The sequence below is a fragment of the Micromonospora sp. NPDC049107 genome (assembly GCF_040648595.1).
Classification (GTDB): domain Bacteria; phylum Actinomycetota; class Actinomycetes; order Mycobacteriales; family Micromonosporaceae; genus Micromonospora.
In genome coordinates this window covers 212,737-231,722 of the sequence record NZ_JBEZEC010000010.1, presented here as the reverse complement: position 1 = coordinate 231,722, position 18,986 = coordinate 212,737, and the positions used below count along the sequence as shown (strand labels likewise).

Below are 18,986 nucleotides of genomic sequence, written 5' to 3'. Positions count from 1 at the left end.
AGCAAGTAGCTTCTCCAAGAAGTAACTTCCTGAGGAAGTTATCCTGATGGAGGTGAGCATGTCAACGGGGCACGAGGCGCTCGTTGCGGCTGCCTGGGTGGAGATCCCGCAGTTCGTCAGCGCCACCGCGCTGTTCCAGTCGGCGGTCGCCGACCAGCTCGGCGTACCGGTCAACGACCTGCACTGCCTCAACCTCGTCAGCGCGGGTCTTGCCGTCACACCCACTCAGCTCGCCGAACGGATGGGCATGACCACCGGCGCGGTGAGCAAGATGCTCGACCGGATGGAGGCGCAGCGCCTGGTCCGCCGCAAGCATGATCCGCACGACCGCCGCCGGATCACCGTGCACGCCAGGCCCGACCGGACCGACGAACTGTCCGCGCTCTACCAGCCGATGGCCGCGTACCTGACCGAGCGCATCGCCGGGTTCACCGACGACCAACTGCGCCTGCTAACCGACTTCGCCCGTACCGGCCGCGAAGTGGCGCTGCGCGAGGCCACCCGGCTCCGTGAGGGTGGCAGGCCACATTCGACGCGGAAACGCCGGCGGTCGGATGGTCTACCAAGCTGAACGTGCGAGGTGTCGCAGGTTTCGATCAGCAGACCTGGGGCGAACACCGCTCCGCTAAACGGCGCTGCTGCTGTGCGGACGCCGTGCGCGAAGGAACGCGGTGGCCATCGTGCGGCGCGTCGGCGTGCCGGCCGCGGCCAGGGCGGTCATGTACGTGTCGAGACGTTCGCGTTCGTCGTCGGTCAGGGCCGCGGCGGTCGCTTCGCCGTACGTGGGGACCAAGGGGTTGGGTGCCACGCGCTTGAGTGTCTCCCAGTCCTCGATGGGGTCGGCGGGCACGTCGACCTGGGCGCGGTAGTCCAGTTCCACCGCCTCGAAACCGGCGGTCACCGCCCAGTCGACAATGTCACGTTCGTCGAAGTCCATCATCGGTCGCGTGGTCTCCTCAGTGGTGCCCCGGTAGACATCGCGTACCTTGGCGATCAGGTCGTGCACAGGTGCGGTGCCCACGCCGAACAGATCGTCGGGCCGAAGCCGCATCGCGAAGCTGTTGATGGGCTCGAACAGGGAGATCCGGCCGCCCGGCCGCAGGACACGGAAGAACTCCGCGAAGGCGGCGGGCTTGCGATCGGAGTAGATGAGCACCGACCGAGTGGTCACGACGTCGACAGAGGCGTCGGCGATTCCGGCGAGATCATCGGCGGACGCGACGACAAAGCTGCACCGCCGGTCGTCAGTGGCGGTGCGCCGGCACTCGTCGAGCACATCCGGTGAGACATCGCTGAAAATGACATGACCGTCCGGGCCGAGTCGATCCAGCGCGCCGAACCCGATCAGTCCCGTCCCGCAGCCCACGTCGAGGACCACGTCGTCGGCCGCTAGGTCAGCTCCCTCAAGGACGCCGTCACGGAATGCCGCCAGATCTCGGGCGTTGCGGGCGCGCAAGCCCGCGCTGTTGCCGTCGCGGCGGGTCAAGAGCCACTGTGCCCACTTGTCCGGTGCCACCGGGTAACCGTAGCCCGGACGCGCTCACGGGCATTCGTATACCAGCCTTGACCATGATCGGTGGGCGGCCCGGTGCGAGCCCGGTTGGGGGAGCAGGGTGGGAGCAGCGGGGTGACCTGAACAGCCTTGAAGGGCGTCCAACGGCATCAAACAGCGCTCAACTGCACCCAGCCCTGCCTACGGGTCTACGTTGCCGCAGGTCAAGGTCGGTGCGGGGTCCTGTTCAACACCGAAGAGGTCGCTGGTTCGATACCAGCATCGTCCACCACATTGCACCGCAGGTCAGAGGCCGTTTGGACACAGTCCAGCCGGCCTCTCGCCTACCCGGCGGCGGAGATCATGAGTCACCTGTCAGTCGCGGCCGTCGAGCGCGGGGGAGAAGCGGCGTCACACCCATCTCCGCAAGTTGCGCTGTGTAGCCGATCGTGAAGCCCTGCTCGATACCGTCCAGCCGCCAACATTCCATTCGGGAGGATCGCGGTGTCGATCGCCATGGTGGCGGTCGCGTGACCTCCGACACGAGGGTCCGCCCGTCACGGCGGCGAGCCGCAAGCCTGCGGCGCAGGATCGTGATCGCGGACCTCGTGGACATCGCGGTGATGACCTGAACTGGCGTGGACAGCGCGAGCTACACCCTTCCGACCTGGTAACCGTTCGCTCTCCGGCGCGCCAACCACGATAGCCAGGCGCCCCGGGCACCTAACCAGTCACCAGCGGCGCACCCGGCGTAAAGATCACAAATCGCGGAGTCTGGTGGCGGCTCCGAAAGGGAGCCGTCCGTCAGGTCGGGGCGTGTCCCGCAGATCATTGAGGCCAACAACCTGGACGAATCTTGCTGGTTGGCGAGAAGAAAGGCCAGGTGACTGAGGTGCGGCTGTACTGCACATCGTGCAGCCAGCACTTCAAAATTCCTGGCCCAGCAATCGAACTTGTGGCGGCCGGATCGAGTCTTGAGGGTATGACAACCCAATCGATTCACGACTTGGAGCCGCAGCTCGCCGCCAACCGCCGGTACTGGTGCGGTTGGGCGGGTGCTCCATCTGACACCGACCTGCCGACCTATCGCACGGACATTCAGCACGTCCTGCTCAACGGAGTGCTACGCACCCGAAATCAGCCGCTCGACGCCGCAATCGCTGGGGCGAAGCAGCACTTGACCGGCTGAAGGTGGGGTTGGTGGGTGGGGGCGGACAGCGATGAGGGCACGGCCGAGGGACTGATTGCCCGCGGCGCCGAGCAGATCGGCGACATGCCGGTCATGGCGGTGGATGTGACAACCGTAGCGCAGACCGAGGCGCCGGCGGGCCTGGAGATCCGGACCGTCGTCGACCGGGCGGAGATGCAGGAGTACGTCGAGGCATACGCGGGACCGCTCGGCTTCTCCGGCGACCTTGGTGTCGTCGTCGACCGGGAGTTGGATTTCGCATTCCTGGACGTGGTCCGGCTTGCTGGCATCGTCGACGGCAAGACCGTCGGCACGTGCACGCTATCGCTCGGCACCGATGTCGGGGCCCTCTACTGCGTTGCGACCGACCCTGGCTTCCGCCGTCGCGGCATCGCGACCGCTCTCACCCAGGAGGCGCTGCGGATCACCCGCGGCTCCGGCCGGCGCATCGCCACCCTTCAGGCGAGCAAAGAGGGCGAGCGGGCGTACCAGAAGATCGGCTTCGAGACGGTGACGCGTTACCGTCTCTTCAGACTCTCGGAGTAACCGTCTTCACGCATTCGTGTATCTAGCATGTGGGTGCCAAACGTGTTGGACGGATCACTGAATCGAGACGGGTCTGCGGGTAGATTCGTCGTCGATTGCATCTCCGCGCTCCATGGACGGGATGCTCGTACAGTCATCGCAGATCGGGGGTTGGGTGCATGGAGTTGCGTCAACTGCGCCACTTCGTAGCATTGGCCGAGGAGGGCGCTGTCACCCAGGCTGCCGTTCGGGAAAGGATCGTCCAGTCCGGCCTGTCGAACTCCATCCATGCTCTTGAACGCAGCGTGGGCTCGCTGCTGTACGTACGGGGTACGCGCCCGGTCCGTCTTACTGACGCAGGCGCGGCGCTGCTCGGGCCGGCACGACGGATTCTGTCGGCGGCTCACGACGCTCGCGCCCTTGTCCGGGACACGAGCGCGGTGCTAACCGGATCCTTGCGAGTTGGCGCGATGCAGTCTGCCGAATACCTGGTTCCGCTGGCGGCTTCGTTGGCAGGTTTCGCTCATATGTATCCCGGCGTCGACGTGCGCGTCACCCAGGACTCCGCGCTCAACATGGTGCGGCAGGTCGAGGAGGGTCGATTGAATTGTGCGGTGGTCCCATCCCTGCCGGGAAGGGAGACCTCGGTGCGGCTGATCGATCTCGTCGCTGAGCCGCTGATGCTGATCTGCCGGAACGACCATCCCCTTGCCGCAATGGGCGAGATCAGTCTGCGGGATCTAACTGAGGAGTGGTTCGTAGAAGTTCACGAGGGATGGTCCGCGCGCCTTGTGAACGACGCCGCGTTCGCCGCCCAGGGCCTGCAACGGCGGATTCGCTGCGAGGTCAATGAGTGGGTACTTCTCATCGAGTTGGTGGCAGCCGGGTTGGGCATTGGGTTTGCGCCGGTGGGCGTCGCTCTCTCCGCACTTTCCCGCCCGGACGGCGTTCTGCTCCGTCGTGAAGTTCGCGATCACCATCCGTCCAGGAACTTACAGCTGGCGTTGCCTCGCGGCGAGGAGCTATCGGCCGCAGCTCGGGCCTTCGCCGAACACCTTCAGGAGGCCACCGCCGAGCAGCGCGGATTCCCGGTCGGCTAGTAATCACACGCCGGTGAACCGGGCCGATCGGCGACGGACGTCGTTCATCCACGAGTTCGTGCGCTCGACTATCCACCGCTTGCCGATTTGGATCGGGGCGGGCACGCCCTCGTGGGCGATGTCGGCGTCGAAGCCTATCTCGTAGAGCAGCTCACGGGTGCGGTTACTGTCGTAAGCGCGATCGAGGTAGGCCGCGACCTGCTCGGGCCAGTGATGGCGGAGTTGGCGCCGCACGCTTCGACGGTGTCGCGCAGCGGTGGCGAGTCGTGCCGGTTGGCCGCAGCGCTGGTTCAGCGCTTCATGCCGCCCTTGCCGCGGTCGACCGGCGGATCGTCCGGTCCGAACAGTCAGCCGACGCGACGCGTTCATAGCCGGATCCCATGGACCAAAGCGGCTACGACGTGCTCGAACACGACCCGGTCCGGGATCCGTCGACGGTGACAGCCCAGCGGATGGACCCCCGCGGCGCGCAGCAGCTGCGTCCGCTGCACCAGCCGATGCTCGACCGTACGCCGTGTGGCAAGAGATTGTGCCCGGCGGGTGGATAGCTGAACCGGTCTCCGGCGTCTTTATACGTGACAACAATTGACTGGGGGGGTTGGTGAACGAGGACGACCGGGCGCAGCTGGCTGAGTTCGTGACCAGCCGGACACCGGCGCTGATACGGGTCGCGTATCTGCTCACGGGCGATCGACACGCGGCCGAGGACCTGTTCCAGTCAGCGCTGGCCAAGACCATCCCGAAGTGGCAGACGCTACGCAACGCCGACCCGGAGGGCTACCTACGAGCGGTGATGTACCGGGAGCAGGTCAGCTGGTGGCGGCGGCTGCGCCATCGTCGGGAGTCCATGCTCAGCGGCGCGGTAGAGCCAGTCGAGCCCGATCCGAACGGCGGCACCGACGTCCGCCTGGCGATGCGCGCGGCGCTGCGGCTGCTGCCGCCGGCGCAGCGCACGGTGCTGGTCCTGCGCTACTACGAGGACCTGACCGAGACCCAGGTAGCCGAGGCGCTGGGCTGCTCCACTGGGACGGTACGCAGCCGGACCCACCGCGCGGTCACGCGGCTGCGCGAGCTCCTGCCGGACGTCGAACTCCTGGAGGTACGGCGATGAGCACGCATCTCGAACATCTCATCCGCACCACCCTCTCCGATCTCGCCGAGGAGGCACCCATCATGAACAACCATCTGCCTCGTGCCGAGCAACGGCTCCGACACCGCCGACGCAGCGCGATCATGCTTAGCGGGGCGGGCGTGCTGGCCGCGATCCTGCTCGGCGCACCGATCGCCGTAGCAGCGACCCAACACACCACCCCGCAGCCGTCCGCGCCAAGCGGACGGCTGCCCGGGACTGATCTGCCTACCAAGCCCGCCCCGGGGACTGATCTGCCTACCAAGCCCGCCCCGGGGACTGATCTGCCTACCAAGCCCGCCCCGGGGACTGATCTGCCTACCAAGCCCGCCCGGTAACCGACAGCCCTCTTCTCATGTCTCAACCTGACGCCGTCGTCGCGGTGGCGTAACTGCCTAATCGGAGCGCAGGGGCCGTACATATCAGCAGATGACGACCACGATGGATCGAAAGCAGCGCTGACCGACCTCGGCCGGCGATCCCGCATCCTCAGCGGCGATCGCCGGCCGTTGTCGGCTAAGAGCGACCGGCAATAGGTGTCACTTGAGTCGGCGGGTGGTGGACCTGGTGTCCCAGTAGGACTCCGTTGAGCAGGCCTTGCGGGAGGCCCGTGCGATAGATCGGCAGGTCGGTGTCGGGCTCGCTGCCATCCCAGCCAGTCCAGTACCGGCGGTTTGCGGCGAGTTGCGGCTGCAGGTCATAGATCGAAGTTTTTGCCATACCATCAGGAGCCGGGTACGCAGAATCGGAGCGACTTCATCCAAGTCAGCCTTTGAGGACGGCGCGCGCGGCAGGCAGCACGTCGGTTTCGAACCGTCGTACCTGTTCATCGGTGTGCGTTTCCAGAATCAGGTTCACTCCGTCGTATCCACGCTCTCGGACGAACTCCACAATGATTGCAATCCAACCGTCGGCGGTCGCGCGGACGGGTTGGTTGCCCGGTCCGCTGCGAGGAGCGGCGGTGGTGGAGCTGTGGTCCACAATCGATCCGACCACTTGGATGATCCGCTGCACGTCTCGGGGATCGCGCCCAGATGCGACTGCTGCGGCGCTGATTCGATCCTGAGCAGCCGGCTTGCTCTCGAACGGCGTGCCGATTGGCGCGATCCACCCATCGGCCCGCCGCCCTGTGAGGTCGAGCATCCGGTTGCCCGCACCACCGATCAGCAGCTTGATAGGGTGAATCGGACGCGGCCCGGGGACGGCGTTCTGCAGCCGGTGAAATCTGCCGCCAGCCGTGACCGTCGCGGCAGTGCCCCAGACTGCCCGCATCACCTCGACCGCCTCGACGACGGCCTGGAATGCCTCTGCGGGACTGAGTTGCGGCCCGCCAAGGCTCTCGATTCGATCCCACTGGGTTCCCGCGCCGAGTCCTACTGCGAGCCTGCCGCCGGACAGGATGTCGAGCGTCGCGGCGGATTTGGCGAGCATCGCTGCCGGCCGTAGCGGCAGGTTAAAGACATTCGACACGAAATTGATGCGAGTCGTCGCGGATGCAAGGTAGCCGAGGAGTGCCACGATTTCCAGGCTGTCCGGCACGTAAGGATGGTCCATCAATGCGACCCAGTCGAAACCGGCCGCTTCGGCGGATAGCACCCGGTCGTGGATGGCCGACCGATCGGCCGGGGTCAGCGGCACGAATAGTCCGAGATGCACCTCACTCATCGTGCGGCCTGCTGCGATTGATGCGGCAACAACACGTGCGACCGGGATGTCGGCGGACTTATCGTCCACGGTTCAGTCACTGGTTCTCCTTGAGTGAAGCGACGCTCCTGTCCTGCTGAACCCACAGCCTGACACTTGTACGGGCGTCGCGACGACCTGCGACGGAGATGGTCTCGATCTGAGGCGCAGTCGTGCTTCACCGCCCCCGGCCGATCATCTGTATTTGCGATGGAATCCATCTGCGGCGGCTGCGGCGTATTCGGCATACGATCTGGAACAGACAGCGTTGTTATTCGTGGGCATCCATAGGGACGCCTCGAAGACGATTTTCGAAAGGCATCTGACGCATGAGCACCACCCCTTCCGTCGCGGACCAAGTGGCCGCGACCCAGCCGTCGGGAACACGTACGGCTCAGGTCTCGCACATCTCCGGCTTCTGGTCCGTGGCTGTCGCTTTCCTAACGCTGATGGCATTTGGCACGGTACCCACTCCGCTCTGGCCGCTCTACCAGGCGCGTGACCACTTTGGCGCCACGACCGTCACGGTAGCCTTCGCAGTGATGGTCGTCGGCGCGGCCGCAAGCTTCCTGGCGCTGGGTCACCTCTCCGACCGGATGGGCCGTCGCCGCATCATCGCACCGGCCCTCGTGGTCGGCATTGTGGCGGCAGTGGTCCTCGCGGCCTCGCCGTCGCTGACCGGCCTGATCATCGGGCGCCTGTTGACCGGCGTCGCGGTGGGCCTGATGACTGCCACTTCCACCGCCTACCTGAGTGACCTGTACCGCCGGGCCTATCCAGATCGGCCAGCATCGCCCACCCCGGCGCTGGTTGCATCGGTGGCGAATCTCGGTGGTCTCGCTCTCGGCCCGGTCGTCGCCGGCGCTCTAACTCAGTGGGTTCGCGGTCCCCTTTCCACCTCGTACCTGGTATTCGCGGTCGCGATGACGGTGCTGCTCTTCCTGGTGCTGCTGAGCCCTGAGACCGTGGACAGGACGATGCGCACCCAGGACCGCCCCGATCGATTCCGCTTGCGTGCCGGCCAGCGCGTAGCGTTCGGAACCGCAGGTGTGATCGGCTTCTTCGCCTTCGCGGTCATGGGCCTGTTCTCCTCGCTCGGCGCGATCATCGTCCGAGGACAACTGGGCATCACGTCGCAGTTCGTGGTCGGGCTGGCGCTGTTCGCCTCGTTCGGCTCCTCCGCCGTGACCCAGATTGCCCTCGGCCGACTCTCTCAGCGGCCGCTGCTCGTGACCGGAACTGTTATGTTCCCGGCGGGGCTCGCCCTTACCGCGGTCTCGCTCTACCACCCGGCTCTATCGCTCTTTTTCGTAGCAGCCATTCTGGCGGGCGGTGGCGCGGGACTGTTGTTCAAGGGCGCTGTGACGCAAACGGCCATCGCAGCCGAGCCGGCGTCGCGCGCTGGCGTACTCGCCGTCTTCTTCGTCATCGCGTATCTCGGCATGGGCCTGCCCTCGATCGCGTTCAGCGTAATAATCCGGCACGTACCGCTCGCACCCACGATGATCGGCTTCGCCATTGCACTGTCGGTCGGTGCGGCTGCGGCTGTCATCGCCACGAGCCGCGCGCACGGGCGCCGGCCGGGCCGCGCCAACTCGTGACGGGAATGGCGCGTGTGTGGAGTCGGGCACAGCTTCTGAGCGGTCCGACAGTGGGGTGAGCATGTCGGGTACATCGCGGTGCCGTTGGCGTTACCGGAAGGTCCAGGGGATGACAGGCGCAGGCGAGGGGCCGTCCGGCTTGCGGTCCCGGCGAGGGAGTCGTCGTCCTTTCTGTCGACAGATGGCCTGCGGATCGCATGCTCAGGGAACTGGATGGAATGGCGCGGATTCGTTGGGTTGTGGTGGGACTGGCTTTGGTTGGCCAGGGGTGTGATGACGCGGGTTTCGGCGCATGGTGCTCAGGGTTGGGCCTTCGGGCAGTTGATGGTCGGTTGTGGTATGCAGCCGTGGCGGATGTGCATGTTCTCGGCGTCGGTGGTGGTGCTGGTCCAGGACAGGAGGTTCACGTGGTCGAGTCGGCTGCGGTGTTGGTTGAGCAAGGCCGTGGCGCGTCCGGAGCGTCTGGCGGTGGGTTGCACGGCTAGGAACGCGAGGTAGTAGTGGGGTTCGGTGGGTCGGTCCTTGGTGAGCAGTCGGTCGAGTAGGTCGAAGCGGTCGGCGTGGGGGGCCTGCGGCGTCGCTGAGGCGGGTGGGGTAGTTCGCGGGGGGTGGGATGGGCCGGTATCGGGGTAAGCCGACGGTGGCGGCGGTGGCGTCGTCGGTGAGGTAGATGTCGCCGTAGAACATGGCGTCTTGCCTGCGAGGGCTGCGACTTGTCCGAGCTGTCACGCCGAGTTGCTGCGGCTGGTGAAGGTCACTCCGCGGCGATGTGGAGATGATCGAGCCAGGCCTTGAGTGATCCATCCAGTGCGGTCTGCATGCCCGCAACGTCGGCGGTCACTGGGGCGCCGCTCCAGGACTCCTCGGTGTCAACCTGTACCCCACCGTCGACGAGGGTGAATGTCCAGGAGTGGATTCCCGTGATGCCTTCGGTGGGTCCGCCCCACAACGTGTGTCGTTGCGGCTCGACCTGGTAGATGGTGGAGGAGATGGTGAGGTTGTAGGTCTCCCATGTAAAGGTCGCGCCGGGCCGGAAGTCGTCTTCCAGGTGCGACCGATCGATGGCCTTCTGCCAGTTCGGCCACGCGTTGACATCGGTGTGCAGCCGCCACAGGGTTCCGATGGGGGCGGCGATCACGATCCTGTGCCTGGAGATGACGGGTGCTTGCTCGTCGATGCTGTTTATGCTCACGATGGCGCCTCCTTGAATATGAGTTGAGCCCTACGGGGCGACAACGGATCGGGTCGCTACTGGTAGAACATCTCGTCGAACGACAACGTCGCCGCGGCAGGCGTCGCAGCCGACTCGGTCGCGATACCGCGACCGTGGGGTAAGACGCCGGCGTGCGGGTTGGACGGCCTTGCCGATGGGTGTGACCGGCGAGTCCTGCGTGGAAGCTCCAGCGCGCGGTCGCATTCGTGGCAACCCGCATCCAGCGGGGCGGTGTGCTGTGCATAGGCGCAACCGACTCACTGGAAGTGATGGGGGTTGTGGACCTGGGGCTTGTACCCGGTCGTCGATCGGGGTTCTGGAGCGGGCGGGTCAGCTGCTTGTGGATGCCGTGCTTATGGACTAAATGGTCGCGGTGACGTGGGGTACGCGGGAGTCGGCCCGGCTGCGCAGGAGTGTGACGGCGACGACGAGTTGCCAGATGACGATGGTGTAGACGGAGCCGCGTTCGATCGCACCTGAGGGCAGGCCGGCATCGAAGGTGAGGAAGAGAGCGGTCACGGAGACCAGGCCGAACGCCGCGACGATAATGCTGACCAGACCGATCAGCCGCGTCTCGGGAATCTTTCGCCAGTGGATGCCCAGGACGAGGGCGAGCACGTTCCCGCCGACGATGGCCAGCGTTGCTCCGGTGAAGTGCAGGGGAAGCGTGCCGTTCTGCTGGGCCTGTAGGGAACCGTGGAAGGTTCCGACCAGGATGTAGCCGATCATGGTCACGACCCCCATCACGGCGGTGAAGGTGCGCCGTCCGCCGAGCGTCCGCGATAGCAGCACCGCGGAGATCCCGAAGAGGATGCCCTGAACGATGAATCCGGTGTTCATGACCACGTGCAGCGGGGAGTTGAGTTCGCGGCCTTGGAACACCCCGGCGGTTGCGGATCCGAGGTCGCTGATCCAGTTGTCGGCGTAGCTGTAGGTAGGCGATTTCCACGCCGCGGCCGCGATCGCTTCGGCGGCGAGATAGATCACCGGGCCCAGAAGGAAGGTGGCAGCCGCGAGGGGGCGGAGCTTGTTCATGATGTGGTCCATTCCGGTCTAAGTAACTAATTGGTCGGCCAGATTCGAGGGGAGAGGGGTGTTCGTGGCCGAGTCACGGCGGTTTCACGGGTGGCGGATGCTGTGGGTGAGGGGGTGTGTGCCCAGGAGGTGTCGGGTTGTGCCGGTACGGGCACTTCGGGTGCGATGGCTGGCTCACTGGAAGGGTTCATGAGCCGCCCGCGCGGTCGGGCGCTTCATTGGTGGGAGCGGGCTGAATGGGCTTCAGTCGTCGTTCGAACCAGAGGTGGGCCAGGACTATCAGAGCCACATAGACCACGAGTGTTCGGGCGCTGACGGCGGTGGCGAGCAGGCCGAGCAGCAGTGGGGCCGCGATGCCGGTGGTGACCCGTGAGATCGTCCTTTGCAGATCGGAGCTGTGGCTGGCGACGCCGGTGACCACCCCGAGGGTGAAGTAGGCCGCAACCGCGCCGCACAGCAGCCAGCGACCTTGGTCGGGCAGTGGGTCGGAGCCGTGGCTGACCGCCAGGGACAGCGGTACGGCGATGGTGGCGACGACGCCGGTGACCAGGCAGTGCAGGCCGAGGGCGGAGCGGGTGGGGATCCGGCCGACGCGCAGGTGCGGCAGGCCGGCGTATCCGAAGACGACCGACAGGCCGAACATGCCGGCCAGCAGGATGAAGGACGCGATCGCGGTGGCCAGCAGGCCCGGGTCGTACCGCGTCTCGCCGGCGGCGGCGACGATCTGGACCACCGATTCGCCCAGCACGATGATCACGAAGAGTCCCAGCCGCTCGGCCAGGTGGCCCGGATCAACCGATACCCCGTGGATGACCAGTCCCGTGCCGTCGGGACGGCCTCCCGATCGAGGGCGACGTCGAGTACGTTCTGGCGCGGTGAGGTACGACTGGACCCGCTGCAGGATCCTGCTGCCGGACAGGACCAGGATCAGCAGCAGGTCGAGGCTGACTCCGGCGGCCCAGAGCGCGAGCTTCCAGTGTTCGTCGGCCCAGAGCGACGCGAACCAGGGCAGCAGTCCGGCCGAGTACTGCACGACCGGGAAGTCCAGCAATACGGCGCCGCGTTGCCACGACTTGGACCCGTAGACGCGCGTGGTGATGTAAGCGATCGCGAAGACGTTGAGCGGACGGAGGTCGTCGCCGTGCTCGAGCACGGCGTGCGCCACGCCGGGCACGGACGCGGCCATGGTCCCGAGGCCGAACATGCCGACCATCAGCCGCAGCACCCGGGTCTGGCCGGCGGCTACGTTGCCGTACAACATGAACGTCGTCCAGGACAGCCACAGAGCCAGGAACAACAGGGCGTAGAGACCGAGCGCCGCGGCGTCTAGTTCCGGCCCGAGCACGTGTGCCAGGGCAGCCACGCCGGCCACCGCCACGAGGTCGAAGAACAGCTCGGCCCAGCTCGCGTGCCGCTCGATCCTGGAGTCTTGGGGCTCTTCGTCGATGGTCACCATCAGTGGCTGCCGGGTGGTGGTGTCGCGGTGATCGTGGGTGCCCGGGTGATGCTGATGTCGGTCCTCCGGGATGAGGTGGTCGGGTCGGGTCGTCGACGATCCGTCAGCGGACGAGGGTGCCGCTGGTCGTGGTAGTGATGGCGTGTAGGCCGCGGTCGAGAAAATCGACCATCCAGGTGAAGCTGTCGTCGACAGATGCGTCGAACCGGAACCCGCCGGCTGCTTCCAGGGTCGAGAACCCGTGCAGGACGCTGCGGAGCATCCGCAGGGCGTGAATCTCCTGGCTGGAGTCCAGGTGGTAGCCGCGAAGCATCGCCGCCCAGGAGGCGACAACCCGTTGCACGGCGGGGATGATCGGGTCGTCGGGCCCGGTCGCGCGGGAAGAAGCGGCATCGCCGGCCGCGTACCGGCCGGGGTGCTCCAGCACGTAGGTCCGCATCGCCTGCGCGCCGGCGGCGAGGGCCTCACTGCCGGCCCGGCCCTGGATGGCGTCACGAATGGCGTCGGCGAACTCGGCCATGGCCTGGACAGCGACACGGTGGACCAGATCAGCCTGGCTGGCGACGTGTTTGTAGAGCGCCGGGGTCTTTACCCCGAGCCGTTCCGCGACCAGGCCCATGCTGAAGTTCTCGAAACCGACCTCGTCGACCAGGGCGGCCGCGGCCTCGGTGACCGACAGCGCGGTGAGCCCAGCCCTAGGCATTCGCCAGCGTCTTGTTCAGGAAAGGCCGGGCCAGCGCGAGGACCTGATCCGGTGTCTGGGCGTGCGGATAGTGACCGGCGCCCTCGATGACGGCCAGCTCGCCGAGGCCCGGGGGCAGGTCGGCGATGATCTTCTCGCCCTCGGCGCGGGGGTCGGCCCAGTCGGGGTCGAGGCTGCCCTCGATGACCAGGACCGGGCAGGTGACGTTGGCCAGCTGCGCGCCGGCGTCGCTCGGGCTGGTCTTGCACATGGCCTGCAGAACCTTCATCCGGCCGGGCTCCGTCAGCTTCGCCTCGATGCGTCTCAGTTCGGCGTCCCAGTCGGCGGGCTTGACCGGATACGCCGCGTCGAGGTACTTCTTCCAGCTCGCCAGCCTTCCCAGCACCATGACCTGCCCCATCTGGCTGTAGCCGGTCCGGAAGCGCTTCACCCGCAGCAGCCCGCCAAGATCAAAGGGTTGTACGCGGGTGAACGGCGCCAGCTCGATGACGCCGTTGATCAGATCGGGCGCGGTAGCCGCCGCGATGGTCGCCGCGCCGCCGCTGATCGACTGCCCGATGATCACGGCCGGGCCGCCGAGGTGACGCACGACGGCGACGAGGTCGCTGGCGATGTCGGTGCGGCTGTACCCGTCCCAGCCGAGGCTGGAGTCGCCGCAGCCGCGAATGTCGACGTTGGCGACCCGGTACCCGGCGTCGGCCAAGGCCGGAGCCAGGAAACGATACGAGTGCCGGCTGTCGCCGATACCGTGCGCCAGGACCACGAGAGGACCGTGCCCGGACACCTCATAAGTGAGGTTGTTGCCGGCGATGCTCAAGGACTCGGTCATGACGACCTCCACAGAATTGGTTAACGGCGCTTCCTCGAGGTTAACGGCGTTTCCCTGGTTGAGTCAAGATCTTTTTCGATGGCTTCGGCCCTTGAGGACCAACGGCAGTGAATCCGGCGTCAAGCGCTGAACCGTCTGCTAAGTCCGTTATGGCGGCAGTTGATCTCAGCCGCATCGGCGCCACGGTGACCAGCCCAGGGATCGTGAACCGGCGGCCGACCCGCTCCCGCCGACGGTTGTCGCGCGGGCTCTGAAAGAGGGCGGCGACGCGGGTCCGGAGGGCGATTGGTACGGCGTAGCGAACGGCGGTGACCGGGGTGCCGTCGATGCTGACCCGGCCATGGTCGGGGTGGTGCAGGAGTGCCAGGACCCGGACCAGTGTCGACTTTCCGCTGCCGGACGGTCCGCGTAACCCGACCGTCTCACCCCGCCCGATGCGCAGGTTGACGTCGGCGAGCACGACCTGACGGCGTAACCGACGCTGACCACGTCAAAAGCCCTCAATGCCTGACCGGCACCATAACATCGCAACGCCGCTATATCGACGCCAAGCTATCGTGATCTGACCCCTGCAGCGACAGCGCGAAGGTGAGTCATGGACGTAGTCAGCACCACCGAGGTCCCGGTTGAAGACGGGTTCGCCTTCTGGCGCGAGGTAAACTCGAAGCTCTGGGTGCCCTACGATTTGCGCTGTGAATCGCAGTGGGAGCCCGGATTTCGGGCTCAGGTCGGGATCAGCGAGTTCGGGCCCGTGCAGGCGACATTAATGACCACGATGCCGCACTCGGTCCACCGCACTCCCAAGCTCATTCGGCAGGCCGATCCCGAGGTGTTCAAGCTGGGTTGCCTTGTGCGTGGTGGCGGCATGATCACGCAAGACGGCCAGCGCACAGATTTCGGCGTGGGGGACCTGATACTGTATGACACCTCTCGGCCCTACCTGGCCGAATTCACCCCGGATGTGCCAGTTAGTCAGCTGTTGCTCCTGCGCTTCCCGCGCTTGTTACTGCCGTTGCCCCCCAGGGAGCTGCGGCGCCTGAGCGCAGTTCGCATCCCTGGCGCCCAAGGCGTCGGCGCATTATCTTCACAATTCCTGCTGCACCTTGCCCGGCACATGGACGAACTCAGTCCGTTGGACGCGGCCCGGCTGTCCACCCTCACCATTGACGTGTTGACAGCGGCACTGGCCAACGCGCTGGACGTCCAAAGCGCGGTGCCCTCCCACACCCGACGGCGAGCGTTGATGGCTCAGATCCACGCCTTCGTCCGAGAGAACCTGGGCGATCCGCGCCTGACACCGGACGCGATTGCCGCAGCGCATCACATCTCGTTGCGATACCTGCACAAGCTGTTCCACGAGGAAGGGCACACGGTTGCCGGCTGGGTCCGTGAGCGTCGCCTGGAGCAGTGCCGACGCGACCTCGCCAACCCCCAACTGGACGCGCGCCCGATCCACGCGATCGCCGCCCAGTGGGGGTTCACCAGCCCGGCACACTTCAGCCAGGTCTTCCGCAGCGCCTACGGTCTTTCGCCACGCCAGTTCCGCGAGCAGTCCGCGAGAGTACGCGCAGACTAAAGACTTGTGCGCTTACCAGTAACGACAGACTCGGCTGTGGCCTGCACTCTTATCTTAGGAAGTCCGCTCAGTCAGGGTTGAATCTGATTCCGGCTTACGGAAGAAGGTTCACTTGAGCGTGTTGCATCGATCCGTGTTTTCGCGATGGAAGGAGCGCGACGAAGTACATCGATCACTCCATGCAGCCAGCAGCATCATCTAGGCCGCAGCGGCGGCTGACAGGAGACCATTGTGAAAATGTGGTACAGAACGGCGTTTCGGATCTCGGCAGTGACCGCGATCCTTGGCGCACTCACCCTGTCCGGGACCGTGGCACAGGCAAGTCCGGGCGCCAGCTCCCGCCTGTCCCAACCCGAAACCACCGCGATTTCGGAGCAGGCCAAGCCCGGCAGCGAGGACGTCGCCGTGCAGGTTTGCGGCTACTACGAAGACGCGGTGACGGCCTGGTACAACCACTGCGGGAACACCCATGTGCTCATCTACGTCGACGCGACGTGGCCCCGCGACGACTGGAGCTGGTGCATCGGCCCGGGAACGTGGGACATCGGCGGCGCCAACGCCGTATCCAACGCCTGGTACTCGGGTCAAACCTGTTGAACCGCCAGCCAGGCGCTGCGCGATCCTCCACCTGCGTTCGGTGGTTGTGGATCAGGTCAGCGAGTCAGATGAGGGTGCGGTCGGACAGGGGAATCGCGGCAGGGTAGGACAACAGCGAGGCTTCCGGTTTTGGCGTCGGATCTTGGTCGACTGCTGTCTTACCGGGAGCCTCGCCCTACGTCGATCCCTGCCCCCCACCCCACCGCCGTGACCAGCCCCGTCGCGATGAAGAGGGCTCATTCAACATCGCGCTCGCCCTCGGCAACATCGGCGCTGTCAGGTCGCGCCTCGGCCAACACAGCATCGCGGCGCGCTACCTGAGAGTTTCACTGGGACTCTGACTAGACCGCATCCGCTCATGCCGCAGCGCGCTAGGCAGCGTCCCGCCAGGCCTCTGCCGTGACGTGGTACGCGGCCTGCTAACGACGCCCACCTTCGAACTTCGCTCACATGGCGGAGACCGGCGCTCAACTGCACCCGTGTCTACCCTGTGGCCTCACGTTCTGGCAGGTCAGAGCCGGTGCGGCGTCCTGTTGACATCCGAAGTGGTCACTTTTCGCTGCTCAACAGGCCTAGCGCAGCGCATGCCGTGCTGTCGAACCTCGTCGCCGCATAGCCGATTACCAACGAAGAAAGCGATCGCTGAACGAGGGCGTAAGGGGCAGCCCGTTTGCGACGAACAAGGATGCTCCTTTGTCTTCAGGTCTGGCCGGGCTGCGGTCGTGCCGTGTGTCAACAGGTAGCCCGCGACTCGCGCCATCGAGGCGCCGTGCCGCCGCGCCCGTGAAGAATGCGTGGAGCCAAACCTGGACCAGAGGGTGAGGTTGGGCCGGACCAACTCCTCTCCGCCCGGTCCAACGTGATACGACTACGCGTCATGGACAGCTACACCCAGCTAGGCGACCTCGTCGAGCTTCGAGCTGCCTTCGTGGTGGATGACGCCACTGAATCGGCTCTGGGCTGGCCAGGGGTGCACGCCTTTGAAGCGGAGCATGGGGTCGTACTGCCGGAGCCGTACCGAACCTTCGTCGCGGAGATCACCGACGGATCGTTCTCCGGACCACCGGACTTCGGTCTCCTCGGCGTAGCCGAGATGCCCGATGACTGGGGCAACGATCGCCCGGTGCGCGAGTTGGCGGCCTCGTTCCCGCTGATTGAAGCGTGGCTGTGGGAGGAGGACTCCCGGCCGGTGGAGGAGATCGAGCCGCTGCTCGAACCCGTCTTCGACCATGGTTCGATCGTGCTCGGCACGGATGGCTGTGGGATGTACTGGCATCTCATCGTGACCGGCCCGCATCGCGGGCATATCTGGAATATCAGCGGTGAGGGTGCGGTGCCCTTCGGAGCGGAGTTCGGCTACACCACCGGGGCGTCGGGGTTCGTCGGGTGGGTTCGGCACTGGGCGGCCGGCAAGCCATGGTTCGACGCTGCTTGAATCGGTCGCTGCCGTCAGTGATGGCAAGACGGGGAGTCTTGGCGGTTCTGCACGAGCTGGTGGTACGCACCCGACTGCACGGGCTCCCCAACCTGACGCGAATCCGGCTGGCGCTGGCCGCCGTCGCGCCTCGTGTCGGTGGCCGTTACGATCACCGGGATCCGTGGAGCGCCGGGAAGTCTGGTCGGCACCGTGCTGGTTCGCGCTCTCGGAGGGGTTTCCTTGCTGCTGCTGTGCTTCGCCGCCGTCCTGCTGGCCGCTGTGCTCGTCTCGGCACTGGCACACCGCACCATCCTGTCCACCGCGGCGCTGTTCCTGCTTGCCGGGTTTTTGCTCGGCGAGGACACCACCGGTGTGCTGCACCTGCGCGCCGACTCGCCGATCGTGGCGCAACTCGCCGAGCTGGCGCTGTTCGCGGTGCTGTTCACCGACGGGATGCGGGTCGGGTGGGCGGACCTGCGTTCGGCGTGGCGGCTGCCCGGACGCGCACTCGGTTGGGGACTACCGCTCACCCTGCTCGTCAGCGCGATACTCGCCCACTACGTCGCCGGCCTGGACTGGCCGGAAGCGCTGCTGATCGGGGCGATCCTCGCCCCCACCGACCCGGTGTTCGCCGCCGCGCTGGTCGGCAACGACAAGGTTCCCGCCCGGCTGCGGCACCTGCTCAACGTCGAGTCCGGCGTCAACGACGGACTGGCGCTGCCGTTCGTGGTGGTGCTGCTGGCGGTCGCGGCCGGGTCGGACGATTTGCACCTGGGTGAGCTCGGCACCGAACTGGCGGTAGGCCTGCTGATCGGCGTGTTGGTGCCGCTGGCGGCGATCGCGCTGGAACGGACCCGCTGGTTCGCCGCGTCCGCGGCGTACGCGCCACTGAACGGGGTGGCGATCGGCCTGCTGGTGCTGGCCTTGGGAAAGGCCACCCACGGCAACCTGTTCCTCGCCGCGTTCGCCGCCGGTATCACCGTGGCGACCTTCGGCCCGCGCGAACGGGCCGCGTTCGAGCACTTCGGGGAGAACATCGCCGAACTGCTGAAGCTGGCCGCGTTGCTGGTGTTCGGGGCGCTCATCTCGGTGGAGTTCCTCGGCGAGATCTCCTGGGCCGGCTGGGTCTTCGCCGTCCTCGCCATCGTGGTCGCCCGACCGGTGGCGCTGTGGATCTCGTTCCTGCGCTCCGGGCTGGGCTTGCGGGAACAGGCCGCCGCGATGTGGTTCGGCCCCAAGGGCTTCGCCTCGGTGGTCTACGGCCTGCTGGTCCTCGAGTCCGGCATCGGCGCGGCCGACGACGTGTTTCACCTGGTAGCGCTGACCATCGTCCTGTCCATCCTGGCGCACTCCTCGACCGACGTCCTGGTCGCGAGGGCGTTCGACGACGCGGATGAGACTCCCGGGTGGCATGGCGTGCTGCGCCGGATCCGCCGGGTGC

At 66.2% G+C, this 18,986-nt stretch carries 18 protein-coding genes and 3 pseudogenes; 11 read left to right on the top strand and 10 right to left on the bottom strand.

Annotation, left to right across the window (positions count from 1 at the left end; genetic code table 11):
* The first annotated feature begins 58 nt into the window (after positions 1–58).
* The gene (locus AB0B55_RS24785; RefSeq protein WP_357128612.1) at positions 59–571 is read left to right on the top strand and encodes a MarR family transcriptional regulator; all 513 of its coding nucleotides are present in this window, start codon (positions 59–61) and stop codon (positions 569–571) included.
* A 54-nt stretch (positions 572–625) separates the two neighbouring features.
* Here the strand turns inward: AB0B55_RS24785 and AB0B55_RS24780 are convergent, their stop codons facing one another.
* On the bottom strand, positions 626–1,516 hold the full coding sequence (locus tag AB0B55_RS24780) for a class I SAM-dependent methyltransferase (RefSeq protein WP_357174141.1): 891 nt from the start codon (positions 1,514–1,516) through the stop codon (positions 626–628).
* Between the two features lie 859 nt (positions 1,517–2,375).
* Here AB0B55_RS24780 and AB0B55_RS24775 point away from each other — a divergent pair.
* The 3 genes from AB0B55_RS24775 to AB0B55_RS24765 all read left to right on the top strand — a co-directional run bounded on the left by AB0B55_RS24775 (position 2,376) and on the right by AB0B55_RS24765 (position 4,306).
* On the top strand, positions 2,376–2,681 hold the full coding sequence (locus AB0B55_RS24775) for a hypothetical protein (RefSeq protein WP_357128541.1): 306 nt from the start codon (positions 2,376–2,378) through the stop codon (positions 2,679–2,681).
* 15 nt (positions 2,682–2,696) lie between these two features.
* Entirely contained in the window at positions 2,697–3,227 is a 531-nt protein-coding gene (locus tag AB0B55_RS24770; protein WP_357128544.1) for a GNAT family N-acetyltransferase, read from the top strand.
* Positions 3,228–3,385: 158 nt separating this feature from the next.
* Positions 3,386–4,306 (top strand): LysR family transcriptional regulator, encoded by a 921-nt coding sequence (locus AB0B55_RS24765; RefSeq protein WP_357128547.1) that lies wholly within the window; start codon positions 3,386–3,388, stop codon positions 4,304–4,306.
* Between the two features lie 42 nt (positions 4,307–4,348).
* Here AB0B55_RS24765 and AB0B55_RS24760 read toward each other — a convergent pair.
* Together AB0B55_RS24760 and AB0B55_RS24755 are read right to left on the bottom strand one after the other, a co-directional pair.
* A pseudogene (locus tag AB0B55_RS24760) lies at positions 4,349–4,495 on the bottom strand (IS5/IS1182 family transposase); the annotation flags it as partial.
* Between the two features lie 133 nt (positions 4,496–4,628).
* A pseudogene (locus tag AB0B55_RS24755) lies at positions 4,629–4,761 on the bottom strand (IS5/IS1182 family transposase); the annotation flags it as partial.
* A gap of 146 nt (positions 4,762–4,907) precedes the next feature.
* Here AB0B55_RS24755 and AB0B55_RS24750 point away from each other — a divergent pair.
* The gene (locus AB0B55_RS24750; protein ID WP_357128550.1) at positions 4,908–5,417 is read left to right on the top strand and encodes a SigE family RNA polymerase sigma factor; all 510 of its coding nucleotides are present in this window, start codon (positions 4,908–4,910) and stop codon (positions 5,415–5,417) included.
* Positions 5,414–5,773 (top strand): hypothetical protein, encoded by a 360-nt coding sequence (locus AB0B55_RS24745; RefSeq protein ID WP_357128553.1) that lies wholly within the window; start codon positions 5,414–5,416, stop codon positions 5,771–5,773. Before AB0B55_RS24750 ends, AB0B55_RS24745 begins: the two co-directional genes overlap by 4 nt.
* A gap of 427 nt (positions 5,774–6,200) precedes the next feature.
* Here the strand turns inward: AB0B55_RS24745 and AB0B55_RS24740 are convergent, their stop codons facing one another.
* A complete protein-coding gene (locus AB0B55_RS24740) occupies positions 6,201–7,169 on the bottom strand; it encodes an LLM class flavin-dependent oxidoreductase (protein WP_357128556.1) in 969 nt (322 codons plus the stop codon).
* Positions 7,170–7,447: 278 nt separating this feature from the next.
* On the opposite strand from AB0B55_RS24740, the gene AB0B55_RS24735 reads away from it, so the two are divergent.
* On the top strand, positions 7,448–8,719 hold the full coding sequence (locus AB0B55_RS24735) for an MFS transporter (RefSeq protein WP_357128559.1): 1,272 nt from the start codon (positions 7,448–7,450) through the stop codon (positions 8,717–8,719).
* A gap of 754 nt (positions 8,720–9,473) precedes the next feature.
* On the opposite strand, the gene AB0B55_RS24730 is transcribed toward AB0B55_RS24735, so the two are convergent.
* The 6 genes from AB0B55_RS24730 to AB0B55_RS24705 all read right to left on the bottom strand — a co-directional run bounded on the left by AB0B55_RS24730 (position 9,474) and on the right by AB0B55_RS24705 (position 14,415).
* Positions 9,474–9,911, bottom strand: coding sequence for an SRPBCC family protein (locus AB0B55_RS24730; protein WP_357174138.1), 438 nt, complete (start codon positions 9,909–9,911; stop codon positions 9,474–9,476).
* 381 nt (positions 9,912–10,292) lie between these two features.
* Positions 10,293–10,967: a DUF998 domain-containing protein gene (locus AB0B55_RS24725; RefSeq protein ID WP_357174135.1), complete on the bottom strand. Its 675-nt coding sequence runs from the start codon at positions 10,965–10,967 to the stop codon at positions 10,293–10,295.
* Between the two features lie 187 nt (positions 10,968–11,154).
* Positions 11,155–12,423: a low temperature requirement protein A gene (locus tag AB0B55_RS24720; RefSeq protein ID WP_357174132.1), complete on the bottom strand. Its 1,269-nt coding sequence runs from the start codon at positions 12,421–12,423 to the stop codon at positions 11,155–11,157.
* 103 nt (positions 12,424–12,526) lie between these two features.
* Entirely contained in the window at positions 12,527–13,126 is a 600-nt protein-coding gene (locus tag AB0B55_RS24715; RefSeq protein WP_357174129.1) for a TetR/AcrR family transcriptional regulator, read from the bottom strand.
* The gene (locus AB0B55_RS24710) at positions 13,119–13,955 is read right to left on the bottom strand and encodes an alpha/beta hydrolase (protein ID WP_357174126.1); all 837 of its coding nucleotides are present in this window, start codon (positions 13,953–13,955) and stop codon (positions 13,119–13,121) included. The genes AB0B55_RS24715 and AB0B55_RS24710 overlap by 8 nt, the downstream gene beginning before the upstream one ends.
* A gap of 40 nt (positions 13,956–13,995) precedes the next feature.
* Positions 13,996–14,415, bottom strand: coding sequence for an ATP-binding cassette domain-containing protein (locus AB0B55_RS24705; RefSeq protein ID WP_357174123.1), 420 nt, complete (start codon positions 14,413–14,415; stop codon positions 13,996–13,998).
* A 135-nt stretch (positions 14,416–14,550) separates the two neighbouring features.
* On the opposite strand from AB0B55_RS24705, the gene AB0B55_RS24700 reads away from it, so the two are divergent.
* The 4 genes and pseudogenes from AB0B55_RS24700 to AB0B55_RS24685 form a co-directional block, all read left to right on the top strand.
* Positions 14,551–15,531 (top strand): helix-turn-helix domain-containing protein, encoded by a 981-nt coding sequence (locus tag AB0B55_RS24700; RefSeq protein WP_357174120.1) that lies wholly within the window; start codon positions 14,551–14,553, stop codon positions 15,529–15,531.
* Positions 15,532–15,801: 270 nt separating this feature from the next.
* Entirely contained in the window at positions 15,802–16,128 is a 327-nt protein-coding gene (locus AB0B55_RS24695) for a DUF6355 family natural product biosynthesis protein (protein WP_357174117.1), read from the top strand.
* An 877-nt stretch (positions 16,129–17,005) separates the two neighbouring features.
* The gene (locus tag AB0B55_RS24690) at positions 17,006–17,563 is read left to right on the top strand and encodes an SMI1/KNR4 family protein (protein ID WP_357174114.1); all 558 of its coding nucleotides are present in this window, start codon (positions 17,006–17,008) and stop codon (positions 17,561–17,563) included.
* Between the two features lie 222 nt (positions 17,564–17,785).
* A pseudogene (locus AB0B55_RS24685) lies at positions 17,786–18,931 on the top strand (cation:proton antiporter); the annotation flags it as partial.
* Between the last annotated feature and the right edge of the window lie 55 nt (positions 18,932–18,986).

Coding starts and splice junctions, on each gene's coding strand:
- AB0B55_RS24785 (WP_357128612.1), top strand. CDS start 59: ATGTCAACGGGGCACGAGGCGCTCGTTGCGGCTGCCTGGGTGGAGATC.
- AB0B55_RS24765 (WP_357128547.1), top strand. CDS start 3,386: ATGGAGTTGCGTCAACTGCGCCACTTCGTAGCATTGGCCGAGGAGGGC.
- AB0B55_RS24745 (WP_357128553.1), top strand. CDS start 5,414: ATGAGCACGCATCTCGAACATCTCATCCGCACCACCCTCTCCGATCTC.
- AB0B55_RS24735 (WP_357128559.1), top strand. CDS start 7,448: ATGAGCACCACCCCTTCCGTCGCGGACCAAGTGGCCGCGACCCAGCCG.
- AB0B55_RS24725 (WP_357174135.1), bottom strand. CDS start 10,967: ATGAACAAGCTCCGCCCCCTCGCGGCTGCCACCTTCCTTCTGGGCCCG.
- AB0B55_RS24720 (WP_357174132.1), bottom strand. CDS start 12,423: ATGGTGACCATCGACGAAGAGCCCCAAGACTCCAGGATCGAGCGGCAC.
- AB0B55_RS24715 (WP_357174129.1), bottom strand. CDS start 13,126: ATGCCTAGGGCTGGGCTCACCGCGCTGTCGGTCACCGAGGCCGCGGCC.
- AB0B55_RS24710 (WP_357174126.1), bottom strand. CDS start 13,955: ATGACCGAGTCCTTGAGCATCGCCGGCAACAACCTCACTTATGAGGTG.
- AB0B55_RS24700 (WP_357174120.1), top strand. CDS start 14,551: ATGGACGTAGTCAGCACCACCGAGGTCCCGGTTGAAGACGGGTTCGCC.
- AB0B55_RS24690 (WP_357174114.1), top strand. CDS start 17,006: ATGGACAGCTACACCCAGCTAGGCGACCTCGTCGAGCTTCGAGCTGCC.